General features: G+C 37.6%; 13 protein-coding genes and 1 pseudogene. 10 read left to right on the top strand and 4 right to left on the bottom strand.

Annotated elements, in window-relative coordinates; translation table 11 throughout:
* Positions 1-262: 262 nt before the first annotated feature.
* Positions 263-1,981: an acetate--CoA ligase gene (gene acsA / locus LRP84_RS02765; RefSeq protein WP_230573680.1), complete on the bottom strand. Its 1,719-nt coding sequence runs from the start codon at positions 1,979-1,981 to the stop codon at positions 263-265.
* Between the two features lie 185 nt (positions 1,982-2,166).
* Between acsA and LRP84_RS02760 the strand changes: the two genes are divergently transcribed.
* The 8 genes from LRP84_RS02760 to LRP84_RS02725 all read left to right on the top strand — a co-directional run bounded on the left by LRP84_RS02760 (position 2,167) and on the right by LRP84_RS02725 (position 10,459).
* Positions 2,167-2,799, top strand: a complete 633-nt coding sequence (locus LRP84_RS02760) for a GNAT family N-acetyltransferase (RefSeq protein ID WP_230573679.1) — start codon at positions 2,167-2,169, stop codon at positions 2,797-2,799.
* 16 nt (positions 2,800-2,815) lie between these two features.
* Positions 2,816-3,460 carry an acetoin utilization AcuB family protein gene (locus tag LRP84_RS02755; RefSeq protein WP_098305451.1) on the top strand — a complete coding sequence of 215 codons (645 nt, stop codon included), beginning with the start codon at positions 2,816-2,818 and terminating at the stop codon, positions 3,458-3,460.
* The gene (locus tag LRP84_RS02750) at positions 3,457-4,623 is read left to right on the top strand and encodes an acetoin utilization protein AcuC (RefSeq protein ID WP_230573678.1); all 1,167 of its coding nucleotides are present in this window, start codon (positions 3,457-3,459) and stop codon (positions 4,621-4,623) included. Before LRP84_RS02755 ends, LRP84_RS02750 begins: the two co-directional genes overlap by 4 nt.
* A gap of 52 nt (positions 4,624-4,675) precedes the next feature.
* Positions 4,676-5,533 carry an alpha/beta fold hydrolase gene (locus LRP84_RS02745; RefSeq protein WP_230573677.1) on the top strand — a complete coding sequence of 286 codons (858 nt, stop codon included), beginning with the start codon at positions 4,676-4,678 and terminating at the stop codon, positions 5,531-5,533.
* A gap of 202 nt (positions 5,534-5,735) precedes the next feature.
* Positions 5,736-6,191 (top strand): DUF3995 domain-containing protein, encoded by a 456-nt coding sequence (locus LRP84_RS02740; RefSeq protein WP_230573676.1) that lies wholly within the window; start codon positions 5,736-5,738, stop codon positions 6,189-6,191.
* A gap of 239 nt (positions 6,192-6,430) precedes the next feature.
* The gene (gene iscB, locus LRP84_RS02735) at positions 6,431-7,678 is read left to right on the top strand and encodes an RNA-guided endonuclease IscB (protein WP_230573675.1); all 1,248 of its coding nucleotides are present in this window, start codon (positions 6,431-6,433) and stop codon (positions 7,676-7,678) included.
* A gap of 208 nt (positions 7,679-7,886) precedes the next feature.
* Positions 7,887-9,302, top strand: coding sequence for an FMN-binding glutamate synthase family protein (locus LRP84_RS02730; protein ID WP_230573674.1), 1,416 nt, complete (start codon positions 7,887-7,889; stop codon positions 9,300-9,302).
* Positions 9,303-9,682: 380 nt separating this feature from the next.
* Positions 9,683-10,459 carry a C39 family peptidase gene (locus tag LRP84_RS02725; RefSeq protein ID WP_230573673.1) on the top strand — a complete coding sequence of 259 codons (777 nt, stop codon included), beginning with the start codon at positions 9,683-9,685 and terminating at the stop codon, positions 10,457-10,459.
* 46 nt (positions 10,460-10,505) lie between these two features.
* On the opposite strand, the gene LRP84_RS02720 is transcribed toward LRP84_RS02725, so the two are convergent.
* From LRP84_RS02720 to LRP84_RS02710, 3 genes are all read right to left on the bottom strand, one after another.
* A complete protein-coding gene (locus tag LRP84_RS02720; RefSeq protein ID WP_230573672.1) occupies positions 10,506-11,579 on the bottom strand; it encodes a hypothetical protein in 1,074 nt (357 codons plus the stop codon).
* A 241-nt stretch (positions 11,580-11,820) separates the two neighbouring features.
* On the bottom strand, positions 11,821-12,510 hold the full coding sequence (locus tag LRP84_RS02715; RefSeq protein ID WP_230573671.1) for a response regulator transcription factor: 690 nt from the start codon (positions 12,508-12,510) through the stop codon (positions 11,821-11,823).
* The gene (locus LRP84_RS02710) at positions 12,488-13,969 is read right to left on the bottom strand and encodes a sensor histidine kinase (protein WP_230573670.1); all 1,482 of its coding nucleotides are present in this window, start codon (positions 13,967-13,969) and stop codon (positions 12,488-12,490) included. Before LRP84_RS02710 ends, LRP84_RS02715 begins: the two co-directional genes overlap by 23 nt.
* Positions 13,970-14,152: 183 nt before the next feature.
* On the opposite strand from LRP84_RS02710, the pseudogene LRP84_RS22645 reads away from it, so the two are divergent.
* Both LRP84_RS22645 and mscL read left to right on the top strand, forming a co-directional pair.
* Positions 14,153-14,245, top strand: a pseudogene (locus tag LRP84_RS22645) (gfo/Idh/MocA family oxidoreductase); the annotation flags it as partial.
* Between the two features lie 135 nt (positions 14,246-14,380).
* Entirely contained in the window at positions 14,381-14,782 is a 402-nt protein-coding gene (mscL, locus tag LRP84_RS02705) for a large conductance mechanosensitive channel protein MscL (RefSeq protein WP_230573669.1), read from the top strand.
* Positions 14,783-14,855: the final 73 nt, after the last annotated feature.

Below are 14,855 nucleotides of genomic sequence, written 5' to 3'. Positions count from 1 at the left end.
CTCCACTGATTAAATCTTTTCTTTATCCCGCTACTTTAGGGCAGTAAGAGCCCGATTGGACGGGCTTTCCATCAGTGGGGGATGAAGAAAAATCCCCACTGATGGAAGTTTCACTTTATACCATTGTATTAACCTTCTTGCATCCTCTGTTGCATTTTACATATTACAATAAGTTATATGTAACGCTGAACAATTTGAACACAATTTCACTATACTCTAAACAAGAAAGGCCTGAACCAAGTCTAGTTCAGACCTTTCTTATTTAATCTTCCATCGTAGACAAGTCTCCTGTTGGCAAGTTTAACTCCCAGGCCTTTAACACACGGCGCATAATTTTACCGCTTCTCGTTTTCGGTAATTTATCACGGAACTCAATTTGACGAGGTGCCGCATGAGCAGCTAATCCTTTTTTCACAAATTGGCGAATCTCTTCTTTTAATTCATCGGACGCTTCATATCCTGCGCGCAGTGCGATAAATGCTTTAATAATTTCTCCGCGCACTGGATCCGGAATACCAATTACACCAGCTTCCGCAACTGCTGCGTGTTCGATTAATTTACTTTCTACTTCAAATGGACCAACGCGCTCACCTGACGTCATAATAACATCATCAATACGCCCTTGGAACCAGAAGTAGCCATCTTCATCCATATACGCAGAGTCACCTGACACATACCAGTCTCCTGGCATAAAATAAGACTCATATTTTTGCGGGTTATTCCAAACGGCACGCATCATAGATGGCCAGCCTTTCGCAATCGCTAAGTTCCCCATTGTATATGGCGGCACTTTATTTCCTTCATTATCAACAATTGCTGCCTGCACGCCTGGAATTGGTTTTCCCATTGACCCTGGACGAATTTCCATACAAGGATAGTTACAGATAACTTGTCCTCCTGTTTCTGTCATCCACCATGTATCATGAATGCGAAGGCCAAATACGTTCATTCCCCAACGAATTACTTCTGGATTTAACGGCTCACCAACACTTAACACATGACGTAGCTGTGATAAATCATACTTTTTAAGTGTTTCTTGACCAGCTCCCATAAGCATGCGGAACGCTGTTGGTGCACTATACCAAACCGTTACACCATAATCTTGCAGCGCTTCATACCATGCCTCTGGACTAAAGCGTCCTCCTAGAATAACGTTTGACGCTCCGACTAACCACGGTGCAAATATACCGTAGGCAGTTCCTGTTACCCAGCCTGGATCAGCTGTGCACCAGTATACATCGTCTTCTTTTAAATCTAACACCCATTTTGCTGTTTGATAATGCTGCACCATTGCATTTTGAACGTGCAGTACACCTTTTGGTTTCCCTGTAGAACCAGATGTATAATGTAAAATAAGTCCATCTTCTCTTCCAAGCCATTCAATGTTTAACTTATTGGAAGCTTGTTCAAAGAGTGGGTTGAACGCTGTAATTTTACCGCCTTCTTCTACATTTTCACCAACGACAAATACCGTTTTTAATGCCGGTAAATCATTAAGAGGTATGCGATCTAACAATTCTGGCGTTGTCACAAGCACCTTTGCTTCACTATCTACTAAACGGTCGCAAACAGCCGCTTCCATGAAAGCTTCAAATAGTGGCCCAACGATTGCTCCTAGCTTTACTGCACCAAGTAAAGCAAAATACAATTCCGGTGAACGAGGCATAAAAATAAAGACGCGATCGCCTTTTTCGACATCCCCATAATTCTTCAAGACATTTCCTGCTTTATTCGACAACTCCATCATTTCTTTAAATGTATATTTCTCTTTTCTCTCACCATCTTGATAATACAATGCTACTTTATTTTTTCGGTGGGATTTTGCATGTCGATCAATTGCTTCGTAAGCCATATTTACTCGCCCAGTTTCATGCCAAGAAAAGTTTTGATTTACTTCTTCCCAATTAAAATTTTGATATGCTTCATCATAATTCAACAAATTATTTTCACCTTTAATTACTGGAAGCGTTTCTACTTTCATTCTTTACATCCCCCTTCTATGTACTCTATGTATTTATTATAAATATATTTTTTATAATTTTCAGTATTTTTTACAAATTTCGCACAAATTTTTACTGACAAATTTCGATTCACATCGCATACTGAGTACAGTAGTATGAAAATAGATAGTAGATTCACAAAGCTCTGAAGGTGGTGAGCCTGAAATTGATTCATAGTAAAGTGTACAATGTAAGAAACTTGAAAACGCCGAAAGGAACTTTAGTTATTGAAGGTCCTGTCCAAGCACATAATTTAGAAATGTATGAGTTTCATCCTGATTTAGTTGCCTTTCGACCTGCCGATCAACAATATAAAGCAATTGTCGAAATTTCTAAGTTACCGGAAGCCCGCATCATTATTGCTCGTCATGAACATACGATTGTTGGCTATGTAACATATTTATATCCCGATCCGCTTGAGAGATGGTCTGAAGGGAAAATGGACGATTTAATCGAACTTGGTGCCATTGAGGTTGCAGCAGATTTTCGCGGATGTGCTGTCGGAAAGAATTTATTAGAAGTTTCCATGATGGATGATCATATGGAAGATTATATTATTTTAACAACTGAGTATTATTGGCACTGGGATTTAAAACAAACCGGCTTAAATGTTTGGGAATATCGAAAAGTAATGGAAAAAATGATGAATGCTGGTGGACTTGAATGGATGGCAACGGATGATCCTGAAATTTGTTCGCATCCAGCAAACTGCTTAATGGTTCGCATCGGAAAACGCGTTGATCCACAAGCCATTCAAAAGTTTGACCGCTTACGCTTCCAAAATCGTTTCATGTACTAAAAGGGAGGATTACATCATGATTGTTGAAGAAATTATGAATCAAAATGTAACAGCGCTGCGCCCAAACGACACGATTGAAACAGCTTTACGAACATTAGCAGCAAAAAGCATCCGTCACATTCCAGTTGTAAATGAAAAATATGAAGTCGTTGGGATTATCTCCGACCGTGACGTTCGAGATGCAAGTCCATCTATTCTTGATGAACACGTTTCAAAGGATGCTCTTAACGAGCCAGTTGAACGTATTATGAAACATCCCGTTATGACATGTCATCCTCTTGACTTCGTTGAAGAAATCGCCACGTTATTTTTTGAAAATAAAATTGGCTGTCTTCCTGTTACAAAAAGCGGTAAGCTTGTCGGTATTATTTCAGAATCGACTGTACTGCATACGCTCGTTAAATTAACAGGTGCTCATCAACCAAGTTCACAAATTGAAATTCAAATAAAAAATGAACCTGGTATTCTTGGAAAAGTTGTTGCTGTTTTTAGCGAACTGAAAATTAACATTGTGAGCGTTCTCGTCTATCCAGCAAAAGAAGAGAGCGACAAAGTTCTTGTTTTCCGCATTCAAACAATGAATCCTCTTAAAGCAATTGAAGAACTAGAACAAAAAGGCTACCGTGTGTTATGGCCGAATATCGCGGGGATGGGAACATGAAAAATGTATTCATTTACTCAGAAGATTATCAGGGCTATTCCTTTAGTCCTGATCATCCTTTTAATCAGCTTCGTGTAAAGCTGACATATGATTTACTCCAAAAAGGAGGATTCATACACCCTTCACAAGTCATTCCACCACGAATTGCAACTGATGAAGAAATTGCTTTAATTCATACAGAGGAGTACATAAATGCGGTAAAACGTGCTGGAGAAGGAACGCTAGAAAAATCAATCGCAATGTCCTACGGTCTTGGAACAGAAGATACGCCAATGTTTGCCAATATGCATGAAGCAAGCGCCCTTCTTGTTGGGGGGACATTAACTGCGGTCGATGCAATCCTTGAAGGAAAAGCAGAACATGCTCTAAATTTAGGAGGCGGCTTACATCACGGCTTTCGCGGCAAAGCATCTGGCTTTTGTATTTATAATGACAGCTCAATTGCTATTAAGTATATGCAGCAAAAATATGGTCTTCGTGTTTTATACATTGATACAGATGCCCATCACGGTGATGGTGTGCAGTGGTCCTTTTATGATGATCCTAACGTATGCACGATCTCCTTACATGAAACAGGGCGTTACTTATTTCCTGGAACAGGTGCTGTAAACGAACGTGGTCAAGGAAATGGATACAGCTATTCTTTTAACGTTCCTCTTGATGCTTTTACAGAAGATGATTCATTTATACATGCGTATCGCACTGTTATTCGTGAAGTCGCCGATTATTTCAAACCAGATATTATTTTAACGCAAAACGGAGCTGATGCTCATTACTACGACCCCCTAACACATCTTTGTTCAACCATACAAATTTACCGTGAAATCCCGAGACTTGCTCATGAAATTGCTCATGAATATTGCAACGGTCGCTGGATTGCAGTCGGTGGCGGCGGCTATGATATGTGGCGCGTCATTCCAAGAGCTTGGGCACTCATTTGGCTCGAAATGAATAACATCCAGAACATCTCAGGTTATCTCCCTCCAGAATGGACTGAAGCTTGGAAAGGACAAGCAACAGCTGATCTTCCCCTCACATGGGAAGATCCTAACAACATGTATAATCCTATCCCTCGAAAACCAGAAATCGAAGAAAAAAATGCCTTAACCGTGGCAAAATCCCTTGAAATTATTCGGAATAATACAAAAAAAGCGTTATATTAAATAACAGAATAGGAGATTTGCTCCTATTCTTTTTTATGAAAGGTGATCTTTTATGTGGAAGCAACAACTTATCCATACAGAGCGAGGAACATTTGAATTATTTACAAAAGGACATGGAGAACCTCTCTGTGTGACACACCTATATTCACAGTTTAACAAAACTGGCGATTATTTTGCCGATAGCTTTACATCATCACATCAAGTTATATTAATCAACCTAAAAGATGCAGGTCATTCAGTAATTGCTTGTAAAGAAGAAGAATTAAGTATGGAAGAAACAGTTGAAGACCTAGAAGCAATTCGAGAAGCGCTACACATTTCAACATGGCATTTTGCAGGACACTCTACCGGCGGCATGCTTGGAATCTTTTATGCTGTACATCATCCACAATCCTTACAATCTTTAGTAATAGTAGGAGCATCTGCCAGCGATTACACAAAAACAAAGGACTGCATTTATCATCCAGATCATCCGCAGTTTGCATATATGCAGCAACTGATTGAAGATTTAAAACTGCCGCATCTTACAAAAGAAGAAAGAAATGCCTTATCAGTCAAGCGTGCGAAGCTATCTTTATACCATCCAGAGCAATATGAAACATACTTTTCAAAACCGATTCATAAGACGATGGCCGCAAGCCGTATGAACTATTTTTCAAAAGAATTTCGTAGCTTTGATTTAAGAGAACACCTTTCTAGTGTAACAACAAAAACGTTAATCCTTTGTGGAAAACACGATGTTCAATGTCCTATTGCCTCTTCCCTACAAATACATCAAGGCATACGAAACTCTTCTTTTATTTCTTTTGAACACAGCAATCATTATCCATTTCTAGAAGAGCAAGAGAAATTTTCATCTGTTACTACAGCGTTCTATCATTCTTTAAAGGAAGAAAGTGGACAAGTATAATGCTTCAAAATGGGATAAAGTGAAACTTCCATCAGTGTTTTTTTCATCCCCCATTGATGGTTAGTTGAACCAATCGGGCTTTTACGGGCAGTTATCCACCACCTATCTTCTTCGATTATCTCGAAATCTTGAGGTGGGGGTCTTACTGCCCGTTAATGCAGGATTAAAGAGCATTGTTATTTCAATACGAGGAGCTATTTTTATGGAAACCAATAAGTATTTTTTGTATTTAGGAGTGATATGGACACTTCTATTTTCTGTCTTGAGTTTCTATTGGGCAGCGGGAGGTATGTTTGGTGTTAGATCCCTAGGAGGTGCAATTTATGAAATGGCATTACATCCAACACCATCGTTTATAGCAATCGTTTGGATAACTGGATTCATAAAATTACTCGGAGTAGTATTGCTCATAATGTTGTTAATTAAATGGGAAAATTCTCGGATTCAAAAGTCGCTCTATCTCATAATAAAAATTTGTGGACTTTTACTTTTTTTATACGGTTTGTTCAATTTCATAACAATATCCTTGAGTGCAATTGGTGTTTTAAACCTTGAATTAGATAGCTATGCCACCTTCTGGCGACTAGTACTCTGGGAGCCTTACTGGATGATTGGAGGTATGTTTTACTTTTTTTCTAGTCAACTACCCACCACTTAAACACTAACACGTTTTGAAGTGGGGGCTTGAAAAAAGCCCTGGTTGTCTAGCCTCGGTCTTTCGTGGACTCCGTTCGTAGGTTGCATGCCCAAGAATGATTCCCTAGTTCTTGGCTCTATGGTGGCTCTGTAACAGTTCTGATTGGGAAGGAACGGTCAACCACACGCCTTCTTGCACGAGAAGTTGCCAACACCTACAAACATTGGCGAAGGGAAACAAACTCTTAGGAGGGACAAAACATGTGTGTGTTTGTCAAAAATTTAAGGGGAGAGCCGCTCATGCCTTGCAGTCATCGCAAGGCACGGATTCTTCTCAAACAAGGAAAAGCAAAGATTATTGGATACAATCCGTTTACAATTCAATTACAATATGCTACAGGTGAAGCGGTGCAACCCGTCACAATCGGTGTTGACAGCGGAGCAAAGCATATCGGCATTGCGATTACCACTGAAGACAAAGTGCTAACAAAAGGAACCATTGAGTTACGTCAGGACGTCAAAGAAAATCTTACACTGAGAGCTACATTACGCAGAGGTAGAAGACAACGAAAAACAAGATATCGAAAAGCACGTTTTCTCAATCGGAAAAAGAAAGAAGGATGGTTGCCGCCATCGGTTCAAAGCAGAGTGGATAACCAAATTCATTGGATTGAAATATTTCGCTCGTTATTACCATCTCCAAAAGTGATTGTCGAAGTAGAAAAATTTGATGCACAAAAGCTAAAAAATCCCGATATACAAGGAATAGAATACCAACAAGGGGATACCTTTGGCTTTTGGAATACGAGATATTATGTATTCGCTAGAGACAATTACACCTGCCAAATTTGTAAGAAGAAAGGTGGTATTTTACATACACATCATATCATTGAACGATGCAGTGGCGGTTCAGATATGGCAGATAATCTTGTAACAGTGCACGATGAATGCCATCAAAAATTTCATCAAGGGAAAATCAAACACAGTTTCAAAAAACCGAAACAATATAAAGAGACTGCTTTTATGAATGTATTGCGTTTACAAATTATGAATCGTTTAGATTGTGACATTACGTACGGCAGTTACACCACACCGAAGCGAAAAGAATTAGGTTTATCAAAAACTCATGTAAATGACGCGATTGCGATTGCCCATCCAACACCAATACAAGAATATGATCAAAGCGGTGAGTTTCGAATTAAGCAATTTAGAAAGAAAAAACGCTCCCTGCATGAAGCAACCGCAAGAAAAGGAAGGAAAACAAAGAATACAAGTGCAAAACGGAACAGGAAAAATACACCACATATAGATGGAATCTATCTAGGTGATAAAGTAAAGGTATTTGGACAAGTAGGATTTGTGACAGGATTTACAGGAAAAATGGTATACGTACAAGATATCCATGGACAATATATACAAAACCCTTCTAAATCCTATAAGCAAGTGAAGATGTCAGATATGGAACGTATACACCATACGAACAATTGGCAGTTCTTACAAATCAGTTAGGCTATACCTAACCGAAATTCATCCCCACCTTACCGCTGGACTTTTGCCCGTCACGCGCTTGAAGATGGGGACTTCTTTCGGAAATACGTTAAACAACTTTATTGTTATATTTTCAAGTGCCGTGCAGTGTTTCATATCAAATGATAATTATCTCTCTTTGAGGAATAATGATAATAACAACTATTTAATTTATAGCGGAGAAGTGAATATGCCGAACATTTTTATTTATATAGCGTTTGCAATGTTGTCCATTGTATTTGTTCTAATATTATTCTTATTTATTGGTTGGCGTTGGATCATAGAACTAACGGTGAAGAAGTACGGGAAAATTATTTTAACCGATAATTATCAAGAAAATATTACAGAGTTGATACCAACTCTAAGGCATATGGGCATTCAAAATATGCTGGAAAATAGCTTGCGTGCAGAAACAGGCAGCGTCCTTCAGCGACCACTTGCTGGATCTTCCAAAAAATGGCCGCACTTAGATCCAATAACTTTTATCCCTACACAAACGACACCATTTCCAATTGATGGTGAAGAGGAAGTTGATCTAAAAATAACCATTGGACCAAAAGCAAAAAAACCACTGGAAATTCAAATCCCTCTAATGATCAGTGGGATGGGCTATGGGATAGGGCTTAGTGAGCAGGCAAGGCTTTCATTAGTAGAAGCAGCTAGAAATGCAGGGACAGCGATTAACTCCGGTGAAGGAGGAATCTTACCTGAAGAGTTAGACACAGCCGGGAAGTATATTTTACAGTTTTCGAAAACAGCATGGGCAAAGGAAAAAGAAGTGATTAAGCGTGCTGACATGATCGAAATTAAACTTGGTCAAGGGGCACTAGCCGGGATGGGCAAGAAAATCGAACCTAAAGATTTAACAGGTCGTGCTCGCGAGGTGATGGGGCTTAAGGAAAATGAGGATGCTGTGATTTTGGAACATTTTTTTGAAAATCAAACATTAAGGGATATAAAAGAACTAGTTGAGGAACTAAGAAGTTTATCTGGCGGTGTCCCCATTGGTGTGAAAATAGGGGCAGGTGGAAAGATTGAAGAAGATATTGATCATTTAATTGACCAAGGTGTTGATTTTATCGCGATTGATGGAGGACAGGCAGCGATGAAAGAGGCTCCACCTATTTTATGCGATGATTTTGGTATTCCAACATTGCATGCAGTCGTTCGTGCTGTGAATCATTTAGAAAAAAGAAATAAGAAAGGAGAAATAAGCTTAATTGTCTCCGGAGGACTTTTGGTCCCTGGACATTTTTTGAAGGTGCTCGCACTCGGCGCTGATGCTGTGTATCTTGGCTCTGCAATGTTATTTTCTCTCTCTCATACTCAATCCTTCAATGCACTTCCTTTTGAGCCACCGACACAAGCTGTTTGGTACAACGGGAAATTTAAGGATCAATTTAATGTCGAAGATGGGGTAAAATCTGCTGAAAAGTTCTTAACGGCAAGTATAGAAGAAATAAAAACGGCATTAAGAGCAATGGGAAAACGCTCATTAAAAGAATTGTCAAAAAAAGATTTAGTATCATACGATGAGTTGACTGCTAAAATGGTTGGAATTCCGTTTTCATTTGAAGCTTGGGAAGACAAACAAATACAGGAATAAGTGCTATGTTTGAAAAACTAACTTTATTATAAAATTATATCTTCATTAATAAAGAGAAACTTCTATCAGTGGAGAGGTTCTTCATCCTCTCACCGATGGAAATTTCTCTTTTTTACTCTTAAACCAAATCCATTATCTTTTGAATATTTTCATGAGAAATGAAAGAACTTAATTATAAAGTGAAACTTCCATCAGTGAGGGGGTTCTTCATCCCTAACTGATGGTTAGTTGAACCAATCGGGCTTTTACGGGCAGTTATCCCCCACCTATCTTCTTTACTTCTCTCTGATTCTTGAGGTGGGGATCTTACTGCCCGTTAATGCGGGATAAACACGCTATCATTACACCATGTATGGCACTACATAAAGAAGGTGAACGCTATGAAAAGATTTCTAATTTTGTATACCCTATTTGCATTTATGACAGGCTATTCTACTAAACAGGCTCCCACTGAAAAGCATGCATCTCATCCCAAACATGAAGAAGCCGAATTAACGAAAAATGTAAAATATTCATCGCCCCCAAACGAACCACTGCAACCTCCAACTCCTCCAAAACAAGAAAAGGTTATTTTAGATGTACCGCTCATACCTCAAAAACCTGAGCTGAAATTCGGCTGTGAAGTGACGAGCTTAGCGATGGTACTGCAACATGCTGGCGTGAAAGTCGATAAAATGCAGTTAGCAAATAATATCAAAAAAGATAACGATCCGCCGTCTGTCAGCAAAGACGGGGACATTCTTCAATGGGGAGACCCTAAAGAGGGGTTCGTTGGAGATATAACGGGGAAAACTATGGGATATGCTGTTTACGTTGAACCACTGCAAGAATTGATGGCACGCTACCTTCCAAATCGCACAGTAAATTTAACAGGAAAATCTTTTGATGATGTGTTAGCTCAAGTCAACATGGGGAAACCTGTAGTAGTTTGGACAACAGGGGATTATAAACTTCCTGACAAATGGGCGTCATGGAAACATGGAAACGAAAATATTACAGCTCCTCTAGATTTACACGCTGTTGTACTCGTAGGTTTTGAAAATGGATACGTTTATATTAATGATCCTTTAACTGAGAAAAAAGCACTGAAGGTAAACAAAGAAACGTTTATTCAATCTTGGGATGCGTTAGGAAAGCAAGCTTTGTCGTATCGTTAACAAATACAAAAAGGATGTGCTCTTTAAAAGCACACCTTTTTTCTCATTATTTTGCTGCAAACGTAATATGATTGGCAGTTGCCCATCCATTCATAGGAACGACTGTATATGTTACATTCGGTTGTAACGTTGCACCATTTTGCAAGTCAAAAATGCCTATTTCACCTTTTCGAGATGTAAAGCGGTACTGCGCTTCTATTTTATTTCCGTCTGCGGCTTGTAGCTCTACTTTGCGTCCGGCAAATAACTCTGTTTTTGGATCTTTATCTAAAGTAACTTGGATAGACTTATTATCAATTGCTTCTACAGCTTGAATCGTTAGTGGTGCGATTGTTTCAGCACTAAAAGCCGGATTTTGAATATCTGCCCAATCAGATGTTACTGTATATGACATACCTGGTTGTAATACTTGACCCGCTGGTAGGCGAAACTTTGGTGCTTGTCTTCCATCTGTCGCTTGTGTAAACGGTACATAACTTGCCTCAATTTTTCCCCCTGCACTTGTTGTAATTGTTACTTTTCGATCACGTAATGATGAAATAATTTGATATTGCTTCCCAGCTTTGTCTTTGTTGTTTTCATCTAGTTGAAATGCTTGATTCCCTCTGCCAGCTTTATAAGCTTCAATTACATTGGCATAATCCGTCACACCATCTTCTAAAAATGATTCAATTTCAAATGTATCATTTGTCACCTGTTTGGCTTGACGTACATGAATTTTCTCACTGCTTGCCTCAAATGTTTCTTTTTTGCCACCCTTATAACTTAATGTATATGTTGTGCCAGGTTTCTGAATCGTAACAGGAATGATATACGTACTTGTAGCACCTGTTTTTAAGCGAGGTACGTTTACAATTGTCATACCGTTATCAAATACAAAGTTTTTCTTAATTGCTTCTAAATTTTCCAACTTCACCTCTTCTTCTGATAAAGGTTTCGCAAATGTTATTTGTAGTGTCATTGCGTTTAATGCTTGTAATTTTGTAATTTGTGCTTCCTGTTTCTTCTCTTCTTGCTTCGTCTCTTGTTTTGGCTTTGCTTTTGTTTCTTCCTGCGCACAACCTGTTACCATCACCGTTAATCCAATCATAGCCGGTACAAAAAATTTAAGTTTTTTCATCATAAAAAGCCTCCTCATTACTATTGTTCGTTATTGTTTGTTTACATGAAATGAAACTTCGTCCACTTCGTACGGAACAAAAACTCTCATTAAAGAAAAACATGTTCTCTTCTCTATTTCCGCTCTGTACTATCGATAATAGGTGGCAAGTATAAAATGCTTATAAACAAATTCTTAACAAACTATTAAATAAAGCTAATCTATTTCTTAATATAAAAAACCTGCCAACTCTTTGGCAGGTCTACACATTCAATCGATACCCAACACCCCAAACCGTTTCAATATATTGCGGATTGGCAGGGTCTCTTTCAATTTTCTCACGTAGCTTTCTAACATGAACAACAACAGTAGATAAATCTCCTGCTGAGTCTAATCCCCAAATTCGTTCAAATAACTGTTCCTTACTTAATACTTGATTCGGATGCATAACTAAAAAGGTTAATAAATCAAACTCTTTCGTTGTAAAAGAAACTTCATCATCGTTTATATATACTTTTCTAGCAGCTTGATCAATAGAGATCCCATGTATATATAGCGTATTTCCCTGTTTTATCGTATTAGCAGACAAACGTTCATAACGGGCAATATGAGCTTTTACCCTTGCCACTAATTCACTTGGACTAAATGGTTTCGTAATATAATCATCGGCTCCTAAACCAAGTCCGCGAATTTTATCAATGTCTTCTTTTTTAGCTGATACAAGTAAAATCGGAATATCTTTTACAGCTCGTACTTGTCTACAAATTTCAAATCCATTTACTTTTGGAAGCATAATATCCAAAATAATGAGATCATAGTTTTCTCGCAACGCACAGTGTAGTCCTGTTTCACCGGAATGTTGTATATCAACTTGAAAACCATTGATTTCTAAATAATCTCGCTGTAATTCAGCAATGCTCACCTCATCTTCAATTAGCAGAACTCTCTTCAATTCCCTCACCACATTCCTTTACTTTTTTTAGTGAAAAGAAAATATTTGTACCAATGCCGATTGCACTCGTTGCCCAAATTACTCCGCCATGTTCTTCTACAATTTGCTTTGCAATCGCTAAACCGAGCCCACTTCCTCCTGTACTAGAATTACGTGATTGTTCGGCACGATAAAAACGATCAAAAATGTAAGGCAGCGCTTCAGCTGCTATACCCGCACCGTTATCCTTCACACTTACAATTATCACATCTTCTTCATCAAGTAGAGAAACTATAATTTTCTTTTGTTGTTTATCCATATATTTAACACTATTATGAATTAAATTTGATATAACCCGGTTAATCTTCTCACGATCAGCCGTAACATATATTGGTTCATGTATATTCGAAATTAATTGCAACTCGATTCCATCTTCATATAAATCCATTTGCATTTCTTCTACTAAATCCTTCATGAACGTGTATAATTCTATCTTTTCAAATCGAAATGGAACTCGATTTAAATCTAATTTTGAGAATAGAAATAATTCATCAATAAGAGTATCCATATGTTTTGCCTTCGCATGAATTGTTGTTAAGTATCGATTCATCTTTTCTGGTGTGTTGGCAACGCCATCTTGTATTCCTTCCACATAACCAATAATAGAGGTAATTGGTGTTTTTAAATCATGTGAAATATTAGAAATAAGCTCTTTTCGGTTTTCCTCATATTTAGACTGAACCTCAATCGATTCTTTCAGCCTTTTCCTCATTTCTTCAAATGCTTGATTTAACTGTCCCATTTCATCACGTGAAGTTGCCGAAATTTGAAATTGCAAATCTCCCTCTTTAATTCGATTCGCTGCACCCTTCAATTTAAAAATTGGTTTTATGACACTTCTTGAAACAAAATAACTTACTAATCCAATAATAAAAATTGCCAATAACAGTACCGATAAAAACAAAATTGGAAATAATTTCTGTATTAATTCCTCATAAGAACTTTGCTTTTTTAGAACAAATATACTTCCCTCTTCATCTTTCGGAAAATAAAAATCGAATTTCACATATCTATAAAGTTCATTATTCAAATCCGCAGTACCACGACTGTTAATATTTGTAACTTCAAAATTTGGAAGAGCCTCATCTAAAGAGACATTTTGAATTGCTTTTGATACATACGAAATTCGTTTTCCTTTTCTCACAATAATTTTGACATCTTTTTGCTCTAATGATGCTATCATCTTTTCATCTAATAACTGTTCTGGATTTTTCTTGGCAGCTAGCTTTAATTCAAGAAATGCATTCTCTTCTTCTGGAGTAAGAGGCTTTTGAATATAAGAGCTTTTATAAAAATTTTTCACAGATTCCAAATCCCCTGTTATCGAAAATACGATTAAGAAACCTGTAACTATTAATAACGTAATCGATACAAAAATAACTGCAATATACGATAATAAAAATCTTGTTTTTATAGACATAGCTACAAACCTCGCTTCATTCCCATCATTGGGGCTTACTGCTAAGCATAAGAAGATAGTTTCCAATACTCAAGCGATTTTATAGTTATTTAAGCACCAGTTTAGAAAAATTTAATATTTACACCTTACATCAGGACCAGAAAACTATTTATTAATGTTAATACGAGATCATTTTCTCCTATCTGTCATTACGGTAATACAAAACCAATCATTGATGGTTTAGAAGGGTTGAAATCGCAGCAATTTCTTCATACCTTGCTAGAAATTTGTAACAAAAAAGGAAAACGCATTCAGTTTTCCGAATTCACTTTCATTCCCTTTTACTCTTTATTTCTACCTTAAATCTATATACAATGTATGGGATAGGACTAATAATTTTATACATAATTGTGAAAAGGATGGGAATTATAAATGTGGAACGAGTTTAAAAAGTTCGCTTTAAAAGGGAACGTCATGGATTTAGCTGTCGGGGTTGTAATCGGTGGCGCATTTGGTAAAATTGTTTCTTCATTAGTAAATGATATTATTATGCCATTGGTCGGAATTTTACTAGGTGGCGTTGACTTTACGGGTCTTTCTTATCCAGTAGGTGATGCAGCATTAAAATACGGTGCATTCATTCAAACTATTGTTGACTTCTTCATCATTGCATTCTCTATCTTCTTATTCATTAAACTATTCAATAAACTATCATTCAAAAAAGAAGAAGAGAAGAAAGAAGAAGTACCAGCTGCTTTATCGAAAGAAGAAGAGCTTCTTACAGAAATTCGTGATTTATTAAAACAACAAAATGCCTCAAGAGACAATGCATAATGAAATAGACAAAGAGAGAGCAGACATAGATCTGCTCTCTTTTTTATCCCGCTACTTTTGGGCAGTAAGAGCC

This window comes from Bacillus rhizoplanae (genome assembly GCF_917563915.1).
Classification (GTDB): Bacteria; Bacillota; Bacilli; order Bacillales; family Bacillaceae_G; genus Bacillus_A; species Bacillus_A rhizoplanae.
The sequence above is the reverse complement of the archived record's forward strand: the minus strand, read 5'-3'. Positions and strand labels throughout refer to the sequence as shown.

Bases quoted from the DNA above. Each gene is read 5' to 3' on its own strand.
- LRP84_RS02740 (WP_230573676.1), top strand. From the start codon at position 5,736: ATGGAAACCAATAAGTATTTTTTGTATTTAGGAGTGATATGGACACTT.
- mscL (WP_230573669.1), top strand. From the start codon at position 14,381: ATGTGGAACGAGTTTAAAAAGTTCGCTTTAAAAGGGAACGTCATGGAT.
- iscB (WP_230573675.1), top strand. From the start codon at position 6,431: ATGTGTGTGTTTGTCAAAAATTTAAGGGGAGAGCCGCTCATGCCTTGC.
- LRP84_RS02730 (WP_230573674.1), top strand. From the start codon at position 7,887: ATGCCGAACATTTTTATTTATATAGCGTTTGCAATGTTGTCCATTGTA.
- LRP84_RS02720 (WP_230573672.1), bottom strand. From the start codon at position 11,579: ATGAAAAAACTTAAATTTTTTGTACCGGCTATGATTGGATTAACGGTG.
- LRP84_RS02755 (WP_098305451.1), top strand. From the start codon at position 2,816: ATGATTGTTGAAGAAATTATGAATCAAAATGTAACAGCGCTGCGCCCA.
- LRP84_RS02710 (WP_230573670.1), bottom strand. From the start codon at position 13,969: ATGTCTATAAAAACAAGATTTTTATTATCGTATATTGCAGTTATTTTT.
- LRP84_RS02745 (WP_230573677.1), top strand. From the start codon at position 4,676: ATGTGGAAGCAACAACTTATCCATACAGAGCGAGGAACATTTGAATTA.
- LRP84_RS02750 (WP_230573678.1), top strand. From the start codon at position 3,457: ATGAAAAATGTATTCATTTACTCAGAAGATTATCAGGGCTATTCCTTT.
- acsA (WP_230573680.1), bottom strand. From the start codon at position 1,981: ATGAAAGTAGAAACGCTTCCAGTAATTAAAGGTGAAAATAATTTGTTG.
- LRP84_RS02725 (WP_230573673.1), top strand. From the start codon at position 9,683: ATGAAAAGATTTCTAATTTTGTATACCCTATTTGCATTTATGACAGGC.